This window comes from Exiguobacterium sp. N4-1P (assembly GCF_002214325.1).
This window is the reverse complement of sequence record NZ_CP022236.1, coordinates 1,758,699-1,777,555: the sequence shown is the minus strand read 5'-3', so window position 1 is coordinate 1,777,555 and position 18,857 is coordinate 1,758,699. Positions and strand designations below refer to the sequence as shown.

Genomic DNA, 18,857 nt, shown 5'->3' with positions numbered 1-18,857 from the left:
TTGAAACGAGTAACGGTAATTGGCGCCGGGCTCGCAGGCTCTGAAGCAGCATGGCAGCTTGCGAAGCGAGGCGTCCAAGTAGATTTATATGAAATGCGACCGGTGAAGCAGACCCCTGCCCACCATACCGATCAATTTGCAGAGCTCGTCTGTTCGAATTCCTTACGTGCGAATCAATTGACGAATGCAGTTGGTGTATTAAAAGAAGAGATGCGTCAATTAGACTCTCTCATCATGAAAGCGGCTGATTTAGCGAGTGTCCCTGCAGGGGGCGCACTCGCTGTCGATCGGCATGACTTCGCAGGCTATGTGACAGAAACACTGAAGAATCATCCGAACGTCACGGTCCATCATGAAGAGCTTGAAGCGATTCCGGATGGTCCGACGATCGTTGCAACTGGACCACTTACGAGTGCTGCGTTATCTGAATCACTCAAACAGTTCACGGGAGAAGATTATCTGTATTTCTTCGATGCGGCAGCACCGATTCTCGATGGGGATACGATTGATCGAGACAAGGTCTACCTCAAGTCACGCTACGATAAAGGAGAAGCCGCGTACTTGAACTGTCCGATGACAAAAGAAGAGTTTACGCATTTTCATAATGAGCTGATTGCGGCAGAAGTCGTTCCGCTGAAAGAATTTGAAAAAGAAATTTACTTCGAGGGCTGTATGCCATTTGAAGTACTCGCTTCACGCGGACCAAAAACATTGTTGTTCGGACCAATGAAACCGGTCGGTCTTGAAGACCCGAAAACAGGCGAACGTCCTTACGCAGTCGTTCAGCTTCGTCAAGATAACTCGGCTGGAACACTCTTCAACCTCGTCGGTTTCCAAACGCACTTGAAGTGGGGCGAGCAAAAGCGGATCATCCGTTTGATTCCTGGTTTAGAAAATGCCGAAATCGTCCGATATGGTGTCATGCACCGGAATACGTTCGTCAATTCACCGAACTTATTGCAAGCGACGTATCAAACACGGACACGACATGATTTATTCTTTGCTGGTCAAATGACAGGGGTCGAAGGATATGTCGAGTCAGCAGCATCCGGTTTGACGGCAGGGATCAATGCGGCACGGTTAGTGAATGAAGTAGAACCAATCGCGTTCCCGAAAGAGACGATGATGGGGGCGATGGCGCACTACATCACGACGACCGAAGGAAAGAACTTCCAACCGATGAACGCGAACTTTGGACTTGTGCCAGGGCTCGTCGGTCATCCAGTCCGAATGAAGAAACCTGAGAAATATGCGCTCCTCGCAGAACGAGCGTTAGAAGCCATCAAAGACTTTACCGATATGTAAAGAGGATGGGGGAAAAGCCGCAGAAACAGCGGACTTTTCCCCCATTTCTTAATTTTTCATAAAAGCGTGATAATTTCGTCATTTTTTCGGTTTTTGGTCTATTGTCAGACTACTTGCGGTGTGCTATGCTAAGGTCGATTCGAGAACACATGGTCAGGAGGAGGCTCGGAAATGGGATTAGACTCAGAGTTTGAGCGGCTGCGGAAAGACTTTTTGCGGTACGTGCATATCGAACGTCAACTATCTCCGAATACGGGTCGCTCATATGATCAAACCCTTCGACAATACGCCGCTTTTTGCCTCGATCATCAACTACGATCGATTGAATTGGCAACTGCACGGCGTTATTTGTATGCACTCTACGAGCAACAAGCTTCAAAAACGACAATTGCCCAAAAAGTATCATGCTTGAAGCAATTTGGTCGCTTTTTGACGCGCGACACGGATGCAGTCAACCCGTTTGAAGGATTGAAAGCGCCCAAACGTGCCCAATCGTTACAGACCTTTTTAGTTCCATCTGAATACGAACGATTTTTAGAAGCCTTTCGAACGGAAGATACACTAGGCAACCGAAATGTCGCAATGATTGAACTGCTCTATGCGACCGGGATGCGTGTCAGTGAGTTGGCAGGACTAAATCTTCAAGATTTAGATCAAGACTTAGAGTATGTCCATGTATATGGAAAAGGTCGTAAGGAACGCATCACGCCGATTGGTTCTTTCGCTAGACGGACGTTGCAGGTTTACTTGCAAGAGCGTCGAGGAAAAGATGAAAAGGAACAGGCTGTGTTCGTTTCGAAATCGGGACGACGACTGACGACAGACGGTATTCGTAAAATCTTAAAAAAAGGCGATCATTTGCTTTCGAAACATGTGACGCCGCACGCACTTCGACATAGCTTCGCGACAGACCTGTTAGAGAGAGGGGCGGACCTTCGGGCGGTTCAGGAACTCTTAGGTCATGCCTCTCTATCGACGACGGGACAATATACTCATGTAACGACGGAGCGGTTGCGTCATGTTTATCAGCAAGCGCATCCGCGTGCCTAAGGGAGGAAACGGAATGTTTCATGCAACGACGATTTTTGCGATTCAACATAATGGTCAATCCGCGATGAGTGGAGATGGTCAGGTGACATTTGGTAATCAAGTCATCATGAAGAAAAGTGCAAAGAAAGTAAGACGCCTTTATGGGGGAAAAGTGATTGCAGGATTTGCTGGAAGTGTAGCAGATGCCTTTACGCTGTTTGAGAAGTTTGAAGCGAAGCTAGAGATGTATAATGGTAATCTCCAACGTGCCGCAGTCGAGCTAGCAAAAGAATGGCGCGGCGACAAAATGTTACGTCAACTCGAAGCATTGCTACTCGTCATGGACGGGACACATTTACTGCTCGTTTCCGGAAATGGTGAAGTCATCGAACCGGATGATGGAATTCTTGCAATCGGTTCAGGCGGTAATTACGCGCTTGCTGCTGGTCGAGCATTGGCACGTCACGCTGGACAGATGTCAGCAGAAGAAATCGCACGAGCCGCTCTTGAAACAGCCGGAGAGCTCTGCGTGTTCACGAATGATCAAATTGTTTTAGAGACGATTGGAGGAAGTGCAGATGCATGAATTGACACCAAAACAAATCGTAGCCAAATTAGATGAGCACGTCGTTGGACAATCGGATGCGAAACGCGCAGTCGCAATCGCACTTCGTAATCGGTACCGTCGCCAATTACTCGACCCGGCATTACGCGACGAAGTAACACCTAAAAATATTTTGATGATTGGACCGACTGGAGTCGGAAAGACGGAAATCGCAAGACGTCTAGCGAAACTCGTTCGCGCACCATTCGTTAAGATCGAAGCGACAAAATTCACAGAAGTCGGATACGTCGGTCGTGACGTTGAATCAATGGTTCGTGATTTAGTCGAAGCTTCACTCCGACTTGTCAAAGATGAGAAGAAAGAAGCCTTAAAAGATCGAGCAGAAGCCGTTGCGAACGAACGGATCGTGGATGCGTTAGTCGGGAAAAAATCGACGTCGGGTCTTGGTGGTGGAAGTAATCCATTCGAAATGTTGTTTGGTGGTAATCAAGCACAACCTGAACAAGAAACAGCGAATGATACGGCGGACCGCTCAGTCATTCGTCAACAATTAATCAGTGGTCAACTAGAAGACCGCATGATTGATGTCGACGTCGAAGAGCGCCAAATGGATTTATTTTCGGGACAACAAGGGATGGAAGGCTTATCAAACTTACAAGATATGCTAGGTCAAGTCATGCCGAAGAAAACGAAAAGAAGACAACTGACCGTCAAAGAAGCACGACCGATTTTGGCTGCTGAAGAAGCGGAACGTTTACTTGACTTAAACGAAGTCCATGACGAAGCCGTTCGACGTGCGGAGCAGATGGGGATCATCTTCGTCGATGAAATCGATAAAATTGCAACGAAAGGTCAAGATAGCGCCGGCGTTTCACGCGAAGGTGTCCAGCGAGATATCTTACCAATCGTCGAAGGCTCGACCGTCGTGACGAAATACGGCTCGGTCAAAACGGACCATATGTTGTTTATCGCCGCAGGAGCGTTCCATATGGCGAAGCCGTCTGATCTCATTCCAGAGTTACAAGGACGTTTCCCGATTCGAGTCGAGTTGGATAGTTTAACGGAAGAAGACTTCGTCAAGATTTTGACAGAACCGAATCAAGCGTTACTGAAACAATACAAAGCGTTGCTTGGAGCAGAACAGGTCCACGTCACCTTTACCGAGGATGCGATTCGTCAAATCGCGCGGATTGCTGCTCAGGTCAATGATGAAACTGATAATATCGGTGCACGACGTTTATATACAATCATGGAACGGGTGTTAGAGGAACTATCCTTTGAAGCGGCAGATATGCCAGAGTCGGATGTTACGATCACACCACAATATGTAATGGACCGAGTTGGAAAAGTAGCAGATGATCGTGACTTAAGTCAGTTCATCTTATAAGTGGAGGAAGAAAATCATGAATTTATTGGCAAAAACACGAAAGCTTAATACGATGTTACAACAGGAAGCTAGTACACATGTAGACTTTAAAATTATGGCGGAACGGTTAAGTGAAGTCATGGAGTCGAATACATTCATCGTTAGCCGCCGTGGGAAATTACTCGGTATTGCCATCAAGCAACAAATTGAGAATGCACGAATCCGTGGATTCCTCGAAGAACGTCAATTCCCAGAAGACTACACAAAACGTTTATTTAACGTCATGGAAACGACAGCGAATATTACGATTGATAGTGAACATACGGCATTCCCGATTGATAATCGTGATACGTTCGAATCATCTAAAACAACAATCGTTCCAATCATCGGAGGCGGCGAACGCTTAGGGACACTCGTCCTCGGACGAATGGTCGATGATTTCGACGAAGAAGATCTCGTCCTAGCTGAATATGGAGCGACGGTAGTCGGTATGGAGATTCTTCGAGAGAAGGCACATGAAGCTGAGGATAAAGCGCGTAAAAAAGCTGTCGTCCAAATGGCAATCAACTCGTTATCATATTCAGAGCTTGAAGCAATCGAGCATATTTTTGAAGAACTCGACGGCAATGAAGGATTACTCGTCGCATCAAAAATTGCAGACCGTGTCGGGATTACACGTTCCGTCATCGTCAATGCACTGCGCAAGCTTGAAAGTGCGGGTGTCATCGAATCGCGTTCACTCGGTATGAAAGGGACGTATATCAAAATCTTAAACGATAATTTCCTCTATGAATTAGAACGGATTAAATCAAACTAAACAACGAAAACTGGAATCGATCAAGAAGACCTAGTAAATACTAGGTCTTCTTTTCTTATATAGGTATTATTTATCATTTTTATAAGAAAAGGTAATAAAAAACAGGAATTTAACATCTCATTACCCTGATTTTCAAAAAAGTTCTTTCCAAACATTGACCTATTTGTTTCAATTATTTCAGAAGTGTTACTAATGATTACAAAAAAACTAAATACTCGATATAAAATCAAGTGGAGGTTAAGGGATGAATTGGTTAGGCTCAGATTATTCACTCATGACACAAGCCGTCGATCGGACGGTTGCAGCTCAAAAAGTAATCTCAACGAATATTGCGAATGTGGATACACCCGGATACAAAGCAAAACGCCTCGTTTTTGGTGATGTATTGAATTCAGAGATGAAAATGAGTTTACAACGACATGCGACGATTAATACTTCAGGAACGGTCGTCGAACAAAGCACATCGATGCGAAATGATGGAAATGGCGTCGATATTGACCTTGAGATGTCTGAATTATCACGCAATCAAATTGAATATGAAGCGCTAGTCGAACAATTGAATCGTAAATTCTCTGGCATTCAATCTGTTATTCGAGGAGGGCGATAAAGATGACGATGTTCTCAGGATTTCATACATCCGCTACAGGATTAACAGCGCAGCGGCTCCGACTCGATACGGTATCAGCAAACATCGCCAATGCTCAAACGACACGAGGCGAACTCGTGAATGGAGAATGGCAACCGTATGCACGAAAATTAGCCGTATTAAAAGAAACAGGTAACGGCGTCACAGTCAGTGAAATCCGGAAGGATCAAGAGCCGTTTAAATTAGAGTACAATCCAAACAACCCAGATGCAGACGAACTTGGCTATGTAAAAATGCCGAACGTGGATTTATTGAAGGAAATGGTCGATATGATGGGCGCGACCCGCTCGTATGAAGCAAACGTCACGGCGCTGAATGCGACAAAGGCGATGTTAGTAAAAGCGATGGAAATCGGTAAATAACGAGGAGATGACATCATGGCAATTCAACCTATTCAAGGGATGCAACAAATGGTCTTACCATCACAATCAGTCGCTAAGGCGTCCCCAGGAGATTTTAGCGATGTGCTAAGCCAAGCTATTAACGGCTTGAACGACGCGCAACAAGCATCCTCACAAGCACGTGTGGACCTTGCGACAGGGAAGACAACAGATCTACATAACATCATGATTAAAACAGAAGAAGCATCGCTTTCTATGCAACTCGCCATTGAAGTCCGGAATAAGGGGATTGAGGCATACCAAGAAATGATGCGTATGCAACTGTGACTGCTAAGGAAAGCGTGGGAGATGTTTGATGAACGAACGGCTAAAGGCGCGTTTTAGCGCAATCAACACGACATGGAACGAATGGTCACTCACAAAAAAGGCGACCATCATCGGTATTACCTTAATCATTTTATCGGCTCTTATTGCTGCCATCATTTGGTTGTCGACACCGACAATGACGCCCTTGTATTCAAAACTATCACCGCAAGAGGCTGGACAAGTCACTGAAAAATTAAATGAAGATGGCGTTCGTTCGGAAGTTGTGACAGCTTCAGACGGAGTGACGATTCTTGTGCCGGAGGCGAATGCGGAAAATTTGAAAGTAGAGTTGGCTACTGCTGGCATACCGAAGTCCGGTCAAATCGATTATTCATTCTTCAGTGAAAATGCCGGATTTGGTACGACTGACAAGGAAATGAATATTTTAGAGCGCGATACGATGCAGACTGAACTTGAGAACTTGATTACTCAAGTAAACGGGATTGATGCAGCGAAGGTAATGATTACACTTCCTGAAAAAAGCGTCTTTTTATCAGACGCCGAAGAGACGTCAACCGTATCGGTTGTGTTAACGTCAAGCGCTGGGAGTGATTTGAATCAACAGACTGTACAAGGTCTTTACCACTTAATCGCAAAAAGTATTCCTAATTTGAAAGAAGAAAATATTACAATCATGGATCAGTACTTTACGTACTACGAACCGGGCCAGGGAACACAGACGGCTGGGGGCGCAGATCCGATGCAATTAAAGAAAACAACGGAAAATGATTTACGAAAACAAATCCAGCAAATGTTATCCGTCGTTCTCGGACCACAAAAAGCGCTCGTGTCAGTCACGGCAGACGTCGATGTCACACAGCGCCAAGAAGAACAAAAACTAGTCGAACCCGTTGACCCTGATAAAATCGAGGGGATTGTAACTTCGGCAGAAAAGGTTGCCGAAGCCTACACGGGTGCAGCGAATGAAGGAACAGCCGGTACTGGTGAAAATGAGACCATCAACTTCCCGGCCGGTACAGGAACGACAGGTGATACGAGTGAGAAAACGCACGATATCATCAATTATGAAGTAAACCGGATTACGAAACAGATTACGGGAGCACCTTATGAAATACGTGATTTAGGTATTCAAGTCATCGTTGAACCACCAAAAGGTCAAGCTCAAATCGATCCGCAACTTCAAACGGACCTTCAAACGATGCTCTACTCGATTATTCGGACGTCCATCACGAAAACGGATGCAAAAGCGACGTTGACGGATGCCGAATTGACGAACAAGGTCGTCGTCATGTCCCGACCGTTCGCTGAAACACCAACACAAAAAGCGACGACTACAGTCACGCCGATGTGGGTTTGGTTCGCGCTTGGTGCAGCAGCACTGATCGTCATCGGCGCCATCTTCATGATGATGCGACGACGTCGTACGACGGAAGTCGAAGAGTTAGAAGAATGGACACCAATCGAAACAGAGATTCCAGAACTATCGACAGAAGATACGAGTGGCGGAGCAGTCAAACGGAAACAGCTTGAAAAATTAGCATCCTCAAATCCAGATGAATTTGCGAAGTTATTACGCACATGGTTAGCGGAGGATTGATGAGATGAAGAAACTAGATATGAATAGTCGTGAGAAAGCAGCGATCTTGATGATTTCGTTAGGTCCAGAAGTGGCGGCGAACGTCTACAAACATTTGACTGAAGAAGAAATGGAATGGTTGACACTCCAAATTTCGAGCATGAAACGAATTGATCCTGAAGAAAAACTAGAAGTACTCGAAGAATTTCATGAGTTGGCAACGGCGCAAAACTACATTACGCAAGGTGGTATCGGCTTTGCGAAAAATGTGCTTGAAAAAGCATTAGGTGAAGAAAAAGCGATGGAATTGATTCATCGATTAACTTCGACCTTGCAAGTCCGGCCGTTCGAGTTTGCCCGTAAAGCAGATCCGAAGCAATTACTGAACTTCATTCAAAACGAACATCCACAGACGATTGCACTCGTCTTGGCACATCTCGACCCGGGAAAGTCCGGTCAGATTCTTTCGGAGCTTCCAGCTGAGGCGCAATCGGATGTAGCACGACGAATTGCAACGATGGACCGAATGAACCCGGAAATCATCAGCGAAGTCGAACAGATTCTTGAGCGGAACTTATCTCAAGCCGGTATGCAAGATTATGCGCAGTCTGGTGGTATCGAGGCAGTCGTTCAAGTATTGAACGGTGTCGATCGGACGACGGAACGGACAATCCTCGATACGCTCGAAATTCAGGATCCGGAACTCGCCGAAGAAATCAAAAAACGAATGTTTGTCTTCGAAGATATTGTCACACTCGATGCACGAGCAATCCAACGAATCATCCGCGAAGTTTCAAACGAAGATTTGTTGCTTGCGCTTAAAGTCTCGTCGGACGATGTCAAAGAAATGGTGTACCGAAACATGTCTCAGCGAATGGTCGAATCGTTCAAAGAAGATATGGAATTCATGGGACCCGTCAGATTGCGCGATGTCGAAGAAGCTCAAAGCCGAATCGTCGGAATCATTCGTCGCCTAGAGGATATGGGTGAAATCGTCGTCGCACGTGGTGGAGGAGATGATATCGTTGTCTAACGTCATTAAACGACAAATTGTCATCGAAGGTCATCAGCGCACAATTCTTCATCAAGAAGAGCGAGCGATTGAACTGGATGCCGAGCCGAGTATTTCTTATGAGGCGTTGATGGCAAAAGGTCAAAATGAGCTCGACGAGCAACTTCAGCTGATGCGTCAACAAGAAGAAGCGCGTCGACAGGCTTTTGAACAGGAACGTGAAATGGCTTTACAGGAAGCGAAGGAACAAGGCTATCAAGCGGGTTATGAGCGAGGGCAGCAAGACGGACTAGACGCTTATGCACGAAAACTCGAGGAAACGAATCAATTTGCAATGCGTCTTGAGCAGATGCAGACGGACCGCTTGTTAGCGATGGAAGATGAATTATGTGCATTGTCACTGCAAGTGACCCATCATTTTTTAGAAAAATTACATGATACAGATGAGGAAGCACTCTATCAATCGATTCACCAATTGATTATTCAGTTCCGTGACCGTGAAAAGATCATTGTTTACACGTCTGCAGAAGATTTTGAACGGGTTGTATTACTGGATGAACGTCTACATACGATTTTAGGTGGTGCTGCGACAATCAGCTTACGAATTGATCCGGAACTCGCGCCTCGCGATTTCCGTATCGATTCAGAAAATGGAGCGATTACGGGCGGGCTTACTTCTAGTTATGAGGCATTGATTAACCAGGTGACTGAGGTGCTACAAGATGTATAACGTGAAGCAGTTGCAAGCGGCCGTTCGAGATATTCGGACGGATGACTTAGTCCGGCATTCCGGTAAAGTCGTGCAAGTAATCGGTTTAATGATTGAATCACGAGGACCGACGGCAGTCGCAATCGGGGAACGGTGTTTGATTCAACTGCACCGAGGTCAAGAAATCGAAGCAGAGGTTGTCGGCTTCCGAGAAGGGCACGTCTTATTGATGCCTTACGGTGAAACGACAGCAATTGCACCAGGATCAATCGTCATCGCAACAGGAAAACCACTTCACGTACCCGTCGGTGAGGAACTGATCGGGAAAGTATTAGATGGATTAGGTCGAGCACTTGATGGTGAGGAGTTGACTCACCTCCGGACAACATCAATCGTGCGAAAACCACCGAGTCCACTTGAACGACCACGTATCAATGAAGTGTTGTCGACAGGTATCCGCGCCATTGATGGTCTGTTGACAGTCGGTCAAGGGCAACGCGTCGGTTTGTTTGCCGGGTCTGGTGTCGGGAAATCAACACTGCTCGGAATGATTGCAAAACGTTCGACTGCTGACATCAATGTGATCGCCTTGATTGGAGAGCGAGGGCGGGAAGTGAAAGAGTTCATCGAAGCGGAGTTGGGCGAAGAAGGGATGAAGCGTTCCATCATCGTCGTCGCGACGAGTGACCAACCACCGCTTGTCCGTTTAAAAGGAGCCTATACGGCGACAGCAATCGCAGAATACTTTCGGGATCAAGGTAAGAATGTCGTCTTGATGATGGACTCCGTTACGCGGTTCGCGATGGCGCAACGTGAAATCGGTCTAGCGACAGGAGAACCGCCTGCTTCAAAAGGATACACGCCGAGTGTATTCGCTCTACTACCTCAGTTACTCGAACGAAGCGGAAAGACGACAGCCGGGTCGATTACAGCTTTTTATACCGTACTCGTCGATGGAGACGACATGAACGAACCGATTGCGGATGCAGTCCGCGGGATTTTAGATGGTCACTTTGTCCTTGATCGAAGTTTGGCGAACAAAGGGCAGTATCCGGCGATTCATGTTTTACGTTCGATTAGCCGGGTTATGAATCAAATCACATCGACGGAACATAAAGACAGTGCGATCGTCTTTCGGCAATTGCTCTCGACATACTTAGATGCAGAAGACTTGATCAATATCGGTGCATATAAAAGTGGGACAAACCCTGAAATCGATCGTGCCGTCGAAAAATATCCGGAATTAATCGGCTTTTTGAAGCAACGTGTTGAAGAAGGAAGTCAATTTGAAGAAGCCATGAACCGTTTAATCACGACGATTCGCTAAGGAGGAAAAGGCATGAAAACAATATATGAGCGAATCATTCCTTTAGCCGAGGCGGAGAAAGATCGTGTATCGAAACAAACGGCTGAAAAAAAGAAACGCTACGAAATTGAAGTCGAAAAGTTGTATCACCTGCTCGTTCGTTACGAAACATTTTTGAAGGCACAAAATGAGACGGGTACCGTCGAATTACTCGCTTCTCAATACCGTGAACGTGCGCGTGACGTCGTCAAACAGCAAATCGAACGTCAACAATTATATGTCACTCAAGCAAAAAATCAGTATGAACGCGCACAAGTCGATTTAAAAGAAGCGATGATTGAGGAAAAGAAGTTCACGCGTCTTCAGGCGAATCAACTAGAAGAAGCACGGCAAATCAATGCACTACTCGAACAAAATCAATTAGATGAACTGGCACTGTTACAGTTTGGAAGAGGGCGGACATCATAAGTAATTCAAAATCATCGAAACAATGGATTTTACCGTTGTTGATCATTCCCTTGATCTTAATCTTAGGTACAGCCTATCTCGTGCTCAATTATGCTAACGGTCGTCCGATGCTTGCACTCCCGTTTTCGACAGAGGAAACGTCGAAACAAACGACGGGAACGCCTGGTAAGGAAACGTCTGATTTAGAAAATCGATTAAAAATAGCGAATCAAGAAATTAAAAAATTGCGAAATGAAGCGACGGAACAAGCGGATACCCTCAAAGTGAAAGAACAAGAGATTACGCGATTAATCGCGGAGCGCGATCAATTAAAACAAACGCCTTTCCCGGATAAAACAACCGAGGAAGACAAGAAGACAACAAAAACGGCAAGTGTGACCGATGTTTATGCAGAGATGTCGCCGAAAGAAGCAGCGACAATCTTAAATGAACTCAGTCCGACAGAGGTCGTTCCTATCATCGAGACTATCGATGCGGAACAACAAGCAGCCATCATCGCAAAGATGGATGCGAAAAAGGCTGCGGCATTGACGCAACTACTCGCGACGAAATAGAGGTGAGCGAACACGATGAATTTGACAGATGTGCAACAAAATCAAACAGTCAAAGGTACGTCGAAATCAGTCGGCCAAAGTGCTCCTTCGGCTGAAGGCATGGGGAGCTTTGCTTCTTTGCTACAACTGTTCACGACGCCAGAACCGAGTCTTCTTCCTGAGAACACCGTCCCTAGCACGACGATGCCACAATTAAATGAAGGTCAGCTGGTGAAGATGCTCACAGCACAACCCGAACAAGCCTTGCTTTTACTGGATCATCCGCAATTAGAAGCACTAGAGCAGGATCCAAAAGGAATGACGGAGCTCGTACAACTCGTAAAAACGATCCAAGAAGGAGATGCGGAACAAGCGACGGCGATGTTGCAACAATTACCGGCGTCCGTCGGTCAATTGATTACGGCGACAATCGTGTCGATTCTTGGTGTTACAAAACCGGTAGCAGGTCAACTGCAACCAGTAGAAGATATGCCCGTCGGAAAAGGTGTTAAGACAGCGGAAGGTGAATTGAAGACGGGGAGGGTCGTGCAGACGGTTCTTCCGGTGACACGACAAGTCGCCATGGCTCAAACCTTACCGGCTTCGATGAAGTTAGGCGAAGGCTTGACGCGTAGTGAGCCGTTGAAAGGAACAGTTGATTCGGAAGGGACGGCGTTACCGCTCGCCTTTTCATCGACACTGTTCGTGAAAAGCGATCGTACCGTTACGATGCCTCCCCTCGTTCCGCAAAGTAATGTCGATGAACAATTGGCAAAACGAATCGAAGCAGCACTCCAACAAGCCCCGTTCTTAAAAGGAGCAGACGGTTCGACACGAATGTCGATTCGTTTATACCCAGAACAGCTAGGTGAAGTCGTCGTTCAACTCGAGCGAAAAGAAGGTGTGTTGACAGTGAAGTTGTTTGCGGGCACCGAGCAGGCGAAACAACTGATTGAGCAACAGCTAGGTAAATTACAAGGTTCGCTGCAAAATCAAGCGCCGCTCGTTAAAATCGAGACGGGATTACTGGCCTCGACCGTAAAAGAGTTTGATACATCGACACCACAAGAGCGGCAAGAGACAGCGCAAGAGGAACAACCGAAACCTCAAGATGAGGAGTTAGAGGAGGAAGAAGATGACTGATTCCATTAATGCGGCATCGTCCTACCAGTTGCCGGATAAAACGACAGCTGTCCCGAATAATTCGATGGACAAAGACATGTTCATGAAAATCTTGATTGCCCAGTTATCGAATCAAGATCCGACTGCACCGATGGAAGATAAAGAGTTCATCTCACAAATGGCACAATTTTCTTCCCTTGAACAAATGCAAGCGATTGGAAAAGGGATGGACACGATGGTCTTGAATCAACATGCGAATTCCTTGCTGACATACAGTAATTTAATCGGGAAATCAGTTAGTTACGAAACAGATGGAACGGTTGAGGATGCGACGGGAACGGCGACGGGCGCGACGGTCAAGGAGACAGCGAATGTCATAAGCGTCAAGCGAGACGGAATTGACGTCATCGCGGAACTCTCGAACGGGAAGCAAGTCAGTGTCTATGAATTAACGGAGATTAAAACAAAGGAGGAAAAATAATGTTACGTTCAATGTATTCAGGAATCAGTGGGTTAAAGAACTTCCAGACAAAGCTTGACGTCGTCGGGAATAACATCGCAAACGTCAATACGTTCGGTTACAAAAAAGGGCGGGTTACCTTTAAAGATCTCGTTAACCAATCAGTCGGTTCAGCTTCAGGAGCAGGTGGCGGTGTCGGTGGTACAAACCCGAAACAAGTCGGACTCGGGGCATCAATGTCGACGGTCGATAACGTCTACAACCAAGGCGCACTTCAAAACACGGGACGGACACTCGATGTCGGGATTTCAGGCGAAGGGTTCTATCAAGTGCTTACAGCAGATGGCGTTCGTTACTCGCGTTCAGGAAACTTTTACACGGACTTGCAAGGGAATATCGTCACGGGAGACGGGAACTACCTCGTCGGACTATCTGATCCGCCACCAGCGAATCCAGGACAGCCACCAGCGAACCAAGCAAACTTACCGGCAAACCAGTACGATGCACAAGGACAAATTACGACAAAAGTGAATGATGGCTACATGAAACTCCAAATTCCGACTGGCGCGCAGAACTTAGCAATCGGAAAAGATGGATTGGTCACATTCGTTGATGCGACAGGTGCGTTGCAACGCGTCGGTTACGTCTCGATGGCAAACTTTGCGAACCCGGGTGGACTTGAAAAATCAGGGGTGAACCTCTTTTCAGCCTCACAGAACTCAGGGATTCCAGCAACAGGGACGCCAAGCACGAACGGACTTGGGCAACTGACGTCTGGGACGCTCGAAATGTCGAACGTCGACTTATCGGAAGAGTTTACGGAAATGATTATCGCGCAACGTGGATTCCAGGCAAATACACGGATTATTACGACATCCGACCAAATCTTAGAAGAACTCGTTAACTTGAAACGATGATTACACTGACGACGTTACGTCAAGCACCGCTCGTATTGAATGCTATATTAATCGAATCGATTCGATCGACACCAGATACGACGATTCAACTCGTTGGAGGGCAGACATACATCGTCAAAGAATCGTTAGAAGAGGTAAAAGCGGCAACAATCGATTTTTACCGACAAGTCGGACTAGCGGGCTTGAACAGCATTAGGAGGCTCGAAGATGGCAGAAGAAAAGAAGAAGAGTAAGTTAAAAATACCGTTGATCATGGTTATCGTGGCCCTCATGATGATCGGCGCAGGGTATATGCTCACGAAGTATTGGTTAGTCGGAGATGAGACGGAAGCAAAAGTTGAACAACCGACAGGTGCCGAGCTCGAAGAACGAAGTTTTCAAACAGATGACTTGACGACGAACATCGCAGACGAACGGTTTTTGAATGTTCAGTTTACGATTGTCACGGATGATGTGAAAACGAAGGAAGAGTTAGAACTACGTAAGTTTCAAATCAACAACATCATTCTTGGTGATTTAGCATCGATGAAAAAGCAAGACTTGGATTCAAAACAAGATATGGCAAAGCTTGAAGAAAAATTACGTGGTCAATTCAAAAAACTTCTTCAAGAAGGCGATGTTCAACGCGTCTATACGACGAAAAAAATCATCCAGTGAGGTGGCAGCATGAGCGAAGTATTATCACAACATGAAATTGACGCCTTGCTATCAGCCATTTCGAGCGGAGATATGGAAGTCGAGGAGATACGAAGTCAAGAAGAGGAACGGCGTGTCAAAGTGTATGATTTCAAACGGGCACTTCGTTTCTCAAAAGATCAAATGCGGAACTTGACTCGAATTCATGAGCAATTCGCACGTGTACTGACAACACACTTTTCAGCGCAGCTGAGAACGTACGTCCAGTTCACGGTCAATACGGTCGAACAGTTGCCATACGATGAATTCATCCATTCCATTCCGAACATGACCTTAATCAATCTAGTTAACCTGAAACCGCTCGATGGTAAAGTTATCTTTGAAGTCAACCCGAACATCGCCTATGCAATGCTCGATCGTCTCCTCGGTGGTCCTGGCGAAGGGATGAATAAGATTGAAAATTTGACTGAAATCGAGACACGCATTTTGACACAATTGTTTAAGCGGGCATTCGTACAATATGGCGAAGCTTGGGAGTCAATCACAGAACTAGAAGCAGAGTATGACGATTTAGAAATCAATCCGCAATTCCTTCAACTCGTTTCGCCGAATGAGACGGTAATCCTCGTCTCGATTTATGTGACGGTTGGAGAAGTCAGTGGGACGCTCAATGTCTGTCTTCCGTTCGTCACACTCGAACCGATCATTCCGAAGCTATCGAGTCATTTTTGGATGCAACAAGAAAAACGTAAAGCGGTCGATAACCAAGAATCTGAACAGATGCAAACTCAGTTGATGGGGTCAATCGTCGATTTAAAAGCTGTGCTCGGCCAAACGGAATTGTCGTTTGGAGAATTGTTACACCTCGAGGTAGGCGACTGCCTGTCCCTGAAGACACGTACATCCGACCCGGTTGAATTGTTTGTTGATGATCGGAAAATGTTCAAAGCGCGACCTGGTCTGAATGGGAAGCATCTCGCTTTACAAGTCATACAACGAATTGAGGAGGAATAACATGAGCGATATGCTTTCGCAAGATGAAATCGATGCGTTATTACGCGGGACCCCGTCGGATGATGAGCCGACTGATACAAGTTCGGATGATGGATTAGAAGAATTAGACGAGATGGAAATTGATGCCTTAGGTGAAGTAGGGAATATTTCACTCGGGAATTCAGCAACAGCGTTATCTGCATTACTCAACCAAAAGGTCGAGATCACGACGCCACATGTGCGGATGATCACGATGGACGAATTACGCAGTCGCTATCCGATTCCGCACGTTGCTTTGCGCGTCGGGTACACAGAAGGCTTCAAAGGTGAAAACGTCTTAATCTTGACGCAACGTGACGCATCTGTCATCGCGAACTTGATGATGGGCGGCGACGGGATGGTCGAGGAAAACCATGAAATGGAGCCAATCGCCCTTTCTGCCGTTCAAGAAGCGATGAACCAAATGATGGGAGCAGCGGCGACGTCGATGTCAACGGTCTTCTCGATGCGAATTGATATTTCGCCACCAGCCGTTGAAATTTTCGACTTTTCGCAAGAGAAAAGTATTGTCGACAGCTTTTCTTTATGGGAAAGCATGGTCATCATCGAATTCGATTTAAAAATCGGGACGTTGATCGATTCGAAAATCGTTCAGCTTGCACCACTCGAATTTTCAAAGCAGTTGATTCAGAAATTATTCAGCGCAAGTACGACGACGACTGAAGAAGCAAAAGGTGCGACGCATGAACCGGTTCAACCGTCGCCACAAGTAGCACCGCAACAAACGCAACAAACGCAACAAACGCAACAAACGCAACAAACGCAACAAATGCCACAGCAGGAACAACGTTATGAAACGCCTGTTGCACCGAAGAAGGAACCGGTAGGTGTCAGCCCGGTCCAGTTTGGTCAATTTGAAGAAGTGCAACAAGAAGGCGTACCGGGTAACATCGGGATGTTGTATGATGTACCACTGAATGTAACCGTCGAACTTGGCAGAACACGTCGCTCTGTACGCGACATATTGGAATTGACACAAGGTTCAATCATCGAACTCGATAAGTTGGCTGGAGAGCCGGTTGATGTTTTTGTCAACAATACATTGATTGCGACAGGTGAAGTCGTAGTCATTGAAGAAAACTTTGGAGTACGAATTACAGAAATCGTAAATACAAAAGAACGTCTTCGGATGTTCTAAGGAGGAAATAAGATGAGTGCAAAAGTATTGATCGTAGATGATGCAGCTTTCATGCGAATGATGATTAAGGAAATTTTATCGAAGAATGGATATGACGTCGTCGGTGAAGCAGAAAATGGTCGCGAAGCCGTAGCGAAATACAAAGAATTAACACCGGATCTCGTAACGCTCGATATCACGATGCCAGAAATGGACGGCATTTCAGCACTAAAAGAAATCAAAGCCTTTAACCCAGCAGCAAAAGTCATCATGTGTTCGGCAATGGGACAACAGTCGATGGTTATCGATGCGATTCAAGCCGGTGCAAAAGACTTCATCGTTAAACCGTTCCAAGCAGACCGTGTGCTTGAAGCCGTTTCGAAAACTGTTTCGTCATGAAAAGACTGACCTTTTTGACCTGTCTCCTGTTGTTTCTGCTCTCAGCACAAGTTGGGGCAGAAACAGTGGAAGAGAATTTGAATCCATCTAAGAAGAGTGAACCAACAACTCAACAGGTCGATGGGTCGTCGACGATTGTGACGGTCATTAAAGTCATCGTCACGCTCGTGGTCTTAATCGGGGGATTTCTCCTGGCTGTCCGATTGATCAATGATCGGACGCGAGGTGTCCGCCAATCCAATCAACTTTCCCATCTCGGAGGTGTGCCGCTCGGAAAAGATCGATCGGTGCAACTCGTACGCGTCCACGATAAAGTTTACGTCGTCGGTGTCGGGCAAAACATTGAGCTACTCGACACGCTCGAAGCGGATACGGAATGGTCGACTGAAGAGATGCATGATATGAAACAGTCGACGAGCGAATCGCCTTTCTTGGAGTCGTTCAAGCAACAACTTGATCAATTCCAGAAGAAACGAGGTCGTTCATGACAACGATTGAAAGTCTGATTTCTTTAGACACACCATCAGGAACAGCGACATCAGTTAAGTTACTTGTCTTGTTGACATTATTATCCTTAGCACCCTCGTTATTGATTTTGATGACATGTTTTACGCGCGTTGTCGTCGTCTTATCCTTTGTACGTTCGGCGCTCGGGACGCAACAGACACCACCGAACCAGTTGCTAGTCGGTCTTGCCTTATTCATTACATTATTCGTCATGTCACCGGTGCTGACGGAACTCAACACGACGGCACTTCAACCATACATGGGTGAAAAAATTAGTCAGGACGAAGCGTTTGATCGAGCAGGTGGAACGATGAAACGTTTTATGTCAAAACATACACGTACCAATGACTTAGAATTATTTTTGAAGTATGGAAATTACGATAAGCCGGAAAAAGTCGAAGACATCCCGCTTGTCGCGTTAGTTCCTGCTTATGCCATCAGTGAGTTGAAAACGGCTTTTCAGATTGGGTTCATGATTTTCATTCCATTTCTCGTCATCGACATGGTCGTCTCAAGTGTGTTGATGTCGATGGGGATGATGATGTTACCGCCTGTCATGATTGCTTTACCGTTTAAATTATTACTATTCATCCTCGTCGATGGTTGGCATTTAATTGTCGAGTCATTGCTTGTCAGCATGAAGTAG

At 46.1% G+C, this 18,857-nt stretch carries 24 protein-coding genes; all 24 read left to right on the top strand.

The window, feature by feature from the left end:
- The 24 genes from trmFO (at position 1) to fliP (ending at position 18,857) form a co-directional block, all read left to right on the top strand.
- On the top strand, positions 1-1,305 hold the full coding sequence (trmFO, locus tag A0126_RS09300; RefSeq protein WP_088837372.1) for an FADH(2)-oxidizing methylenetetrahydrofolate--tRNA-(uracil(54)-C(5))-methyltransferase TrmFO: 1,305 nt from the start codon (positions 1-3) through the stop codon (positions 1,303-1,305).
- A gap of 171 nt (positions 1,306-1,476) precedes the next feature.
- A complete protein-coding gene (locus tag A0126_RS09295; protein ID WP_088837371.1) occupies positions 1,477-2,355 on the top strand; it encodes a tyrosine-type recombinase/integrase in 879 nt (292 codons plus the stop codon).
- Positions 2,356-2,368: 13 nt separating this feature from the next.
- A complete protein-coding gene (gene hslV / locus A0126_RS09290) occupies positions 2,369-2,920 on the top strand; it encodes an ATP-dependent protease subunit HslV (protein ID WP_029330826.1) in 552 nt (183 codons plus the stop codon).
- Positions 2,907-4,286 carry an ATP-dependent protease ATPase subunit HslU gene (hslU, locus tag A0126_RS09285; RefSeq protein ID WP_239456733.1) on the top strand — a complete coding sequence of 460 codons (1,380 nt, stop codon included), beginning with the start codon at positions 2,907-2,909 and terminating at the stop codon, positions 4,284-4,286. The genes hslV and hslU overlap by 14 nt, the downstream gene beginning before the upstream one ends.
- A 16-nt stretch (positions 4,287-4,302) precedes the next feature.
- Positions 4,303-5,082 (top strand): GTP-sensing pleiotropic transcriptional regulator CodY, encoded by a 780-nt coding sequence (gene codY / locus A0126_RS09280; protein WP_029330822.1) that lies wholly within the window; start codon positions 4,303-4,305, stop codon positions 5,080-5,082.
- Between the two features lie 244 nt (positions 5,083-5,326).
- Positions 5,327-5,689 (top strand): flagellar basal body rod protein FlgB, encoded by a 363-nt coding sequence (flgB, locus tag A0126_RS09275; RefSeq protein ID WP_088837369.1) that lies wholly within the window; start codon positions 5,327-5,329, stop codon positions 5,687-5,689.
- 2 nt (positions 5,690-5,691) lie between these two features.
- Entirely contained in the window at positions 5,692-6,090 is a 399-nt protein-coding gene (flgC, locus tag A0126_RS09270; RefSeq protein ID WP_088837368.1) for a flagellar basal body rod protein FlgC, read from the top strand.
- 15 nt (positions 6,091-6,105) lie between these two features.
- Positions 6,106-6,396 (top strand): flagellar hook-basal body complex protein FliE, encoded by a 291-nt coding sequence (gene fliE, locus A0126_RS09265; protein WP_088837367.1) that lies wholly within the window; start codon positions 6,106-6,108, stop codon positions 6,394-6,396.
- Positions 6,397-6,424: 28 nt separating this feature from the next.
- Positions 6,425-7,993 carry a flagellar basal-body MS-ring/collar protein FliF gene (gene fliF, locus A0126_RS09260; RefSeq protein ID WP_088837366.1) on the top strand — a complete coding sequence of 523 codons (1,569 nt, stop codon included), beginning with the start codon at positions 6,425-6,427 and terminating at the stop codon, positions 7,991-7,993.
- 4 nt (positions 7,994-7,997) lie between these two features.
- Complete coding sequence (gene fliG / locus A0126_RS09255) at positions 7,998-9,005, top strand: flagellar motor switch protein FliG (RefSeq protein ID WP_029330812.1); 1,008 nt, start codon at positions 7,998-8,000, stop codon at positions 9,003-9,005.
- Complete coding sequence (locus tag A0126_RS09250) at positions 8,989-9,714, top strand: FliH/SctL family protein (protein ID WP_204251400.1); 726 nt, start codon at positions 8,989-8,991, stop codon at positions 9,712-9,714. The genes fliG and A0126_RS09250 overlap by 17 nt, the downstream gene beginning before the upstream one ends.
- Positions 9,707-11,020 carry a flagellar protein export ATPase FliI gene (fliI, locus tag A0126_RS09245; RefSeq protein ID WP_088837364.1) on the top strand — a complete coding sequence of 438 codons (1,314 nt, stop codon included), beginning with the start codon at positions 9,707-9,709 and terminating at the stop codon, positions 11,018-11,020. Before A0126_RS09250 ends, fliI begins: the two co-directional genes overlap by 8 nt.
- A 12-nt stretch (positions 11,021-11,032) precedes the next feature.
- Positions 11,033-11,467: a flagellar export protein FliJ gene (locus A0126_RS09240; protein ID WP_088837363.1), complete on the top strand. Its 435-nt coding sequence runs from the start codon at positions 11,033-11,035 to the stop codon at positions 11,465-11,467.
- Positions 11,468-11,502: 35 nt separating this feature from the next.
- Positions 11,503-12,021, top strand: coding sequence for a MotE family protein (locus A0126_RS09235; RefSeq protein WP_239456732.1), 519 nt, complete (start codon positions 11,503-11,505; stop codon positions 12,019-12,021).
- A 15-nt stretch (positions 12,022-12,036) separates the two neighbouring features.
- On the top strand, positions 12,037-13,143 hold the full coding sequence (locus tag A0126_RS09230; RefSeq protein ID WP_088837361.1) for a flagellar hook-length control protein FliK: 1,107 nt from the start codon (positions 12,037-12,039) through the stop codon (positions 13,141-13,143).
- The gene (locus tag A0126_RS09225) at positions 13,136-13,603 is read left to right on the top strand and encodes a flagellar hook capping FlgD N-terminal domain-containing protein (protein WP_029330801.1); all 468 of its coding nucleotides are present in this window, start codon (positions 13,136-13,138) and stop codon (positions 13,601-13,603) included. Before A0126_RS09230 ends, A0126_RS09225 begins: the two co-directional genes overlap by 8 nt.
- Positions 13,603-14,499, top strand: coding sequence for a flagellar basal body rod protein FlgG (gene flgG, locus A0126_RS09220; RefSeq protein ID WP_088837360.1), 897 nt, complete (start codon positions 13,603-13,605; stop codon positions 14,497-14,499). The genes A0126_RS09225 and flgG overlap by 1 nt, the downstream gene beginning before the upstream one ends.
- Positions 14,496-14,732 carry a flagellar FlbD family protein gene (locus A0126_RS09215; protein WP_088837359.1) on the top strand — a complete coding sequence of 79 codons (237 nt, stop codon included), beginning with the start codon at positions 14,496-14,498 and terminating at the stop codon, positions 14,730-14,732. The genes flgG and A0126_RS09215 overlap by 4 nt, the downstream gene beginning before the upstream one ends.
- Positions 14,707-15,156 carry a flagellar basal body-associated FliL family protein gene (locus A0126_RS09210; protein ID WP_029330792.1) on the top strand — a complete coding sequence of 150 codons (450 nt, stop codon included), beginning with the start codon at positions 14,707-14,709 and terminating at the stop codon, positions 15,154-15,156. The genes A0126_RS09215 and A0126_RS09210 overlap by 26 nt, the downstream gene beginning before the upstream one ends.
- A 9-nt stretch (positions 15,157-15,165) precedes the next feature.
- The gene (gene fliM / locus A0126_RS09205) at positions 15,166-16,149 is read left to right on the top strand and encodes a flagellar motor switch protein FliM (RefSeq protein ID WP_088837358.1); all 984 of its coding nucleotides are present in this window, start codon (positions 15,166-15,168) and stop codon (positions 16,147-16,149) included.
- A 1-nt stretch (position 16,150) separates the two neighbouring features.
- A complete protein-coding gene (fliY, locus tag A0126_RS09200; protein WP_088837357.1) occupies positions 16,151-17,326 on the top strand; it encodes a flagellar motor switch phosphatase FliY in 1,176 nt (391 codons plus the stop codon).
- A 12-nt stretch (positions 17,327-17,338) separates the two neighbouring features.
- A complete protein-coding gene (locus A0126_RS09195) occupies positions 17,339-17,704 on the top strand; it encodes a response regulator (RefSeq protein WP_029330789.1) in 366 nt (121 codons plus the stop codon).
- A 65-nt stretch (positions 17,705-17,769) separates the two neighbouring features.
- A complete protein-coding gene (locus A0126_RS09190; protein WP_239456731.1) occupies positions 17,770-18,192 on the top strand; it encodes a flagellar biosynthetic protein FliO in 423 nt (140 codons plus the stop codon).
- On the top strand, positions 18,189-18,857 hold the full coding sequence (gene fliP / locus A0126_RS09185; protein WP_029330785.1) for a flagellar type III secretion system pore protein FliP: 669 nt from the start codon (positions 18,189-18,191) through the stop codon (positions 18,855-18,857). The genes A0126_RS09190 and fliP overlap by 4 nt, the downstream gene beginning before the upstream one ends.

Coding starts and splice junctions, on each gene's coding strand:
- flgG (WP_088837360.1), top strand. CDS start 13,603: ATGTTACGTTCAATGTATTCAGGAATCAGTGGGTTAAAGAACTTCCAG.
- fliP (WP_029330785.1), top strand. CDS start 18,189: ATGACAACGATTGAAAGTCTGATTTCTTTAGACACACCATCAGGAACA.
- A0126_RS09230 (WP_088837361.1), top strand. CDS start 12,037: ATGAATTTGACAGATGTGCAACAAAATCAAACAGTCAAAGGTACGTCG.
- fliE (WP_088837367.1), top strand. CDS start 6,106: ATGGCAATTCAACCTATTCAAGGGATGCAACAAATGGTCTTACCATCA.
- A0126_RS09240 (WP_088837363.1), top strand. CDS start 11,033: ATGAAAACAATATATGAGCGAATCATTCCTTTAGCCGAGGCGGAGAAA.
- A0126_RS09295 (WP_088837371.1), top strand. CDS start 1,477: ATGGGATTAGACTCAGAGTTTGAGCGGCTGCGGAAAGACTTTTTGCGG.
- hslV (WP_029330826.1), top strand. CDS start 2,369: ATGTTTCATGCAACGACGATTTTTGCGATTCAACATAATGGTCAATCC.
- A0126_RS09250 (WP_204251400.1), top strand. CDS start 8,989: ATGATATCGTTGTCTAACGTCATTAAACGACAAATTGTCATCGAAGGT.
- fliI (WP_088837364.1), top strand. CDS start 9,707: ATGTATAACGTGAAGCAGTTGCAAGCGGCCGTTCGAGATATTCGGACG.
- A0126_RS09215 (WP_088837359.1), top strand. CDS start 14,496: ATGATTACACTGACGACGTTACGTCAAGCACCGCTCGTATTGAATGCT.
- fliG (WP_029330812.1), top strand. CDS start 7,998: ATGAAGAAACTAGATATGAATAGTCGTGAGAAAGCAGCGATCTTGATG.
- A0126_RS09225 (WP_029330801.1), top strand. CDS start 13,136: ATGACTGATTCCATTAATGCGGCATCGTCCTACCAGTTGCCGGATAAA.
- A0126_RS09210 (WP_029330792.1), top strand. CDS start 14,707: ATGGCAGAAGAAAAGAAGAAGAGTAAGTTAAAAATACCGTTGATCATG.
- flgC (WP_088837368.1), top strand. CDS start 5,692: ATGACGATGTTCTCAGGATTTCATACATCCGCTACAGGATTAACAGCG.
- fliY (WP_088837357.1), top strand. CDS start 16,151: ATGAGCGATATGCTTTCGCAAGATGAAATCGATGCGTTATTACGCGGG.
- flgB (WP_088837369.1), top strand. CDS start 5,327: ATGAATTGGTTAGGCTCAGATTATTCACTCATGACACAAGCCGTCGAT.
- A0126_RS09195 (WP_029330789.1), top strand. CDS start 17,339: ATGAGTGCAAAAGTATTGATCGTAGATGATGCAGCTTTCATGCGAATG.
- codY (WP_029330822.1), top strand. CDS start 4,303: ATGAATTTATTGGCAAAAACACGAAAGCTTAATACGATGTTACAACAG.
- fliF (WP_088837366.1), top strand. CDS start 6,425: ATGAACGAACGGCTAAAGGCGCGTTTTAGCGCAATCAACACGACATGG.
- fliM (WP_088837358.1), top strand. CDS start 15,166: ATGAGCGAAGTATTATCACAACATGAAATTGACGCCTTGCTATCAGCC.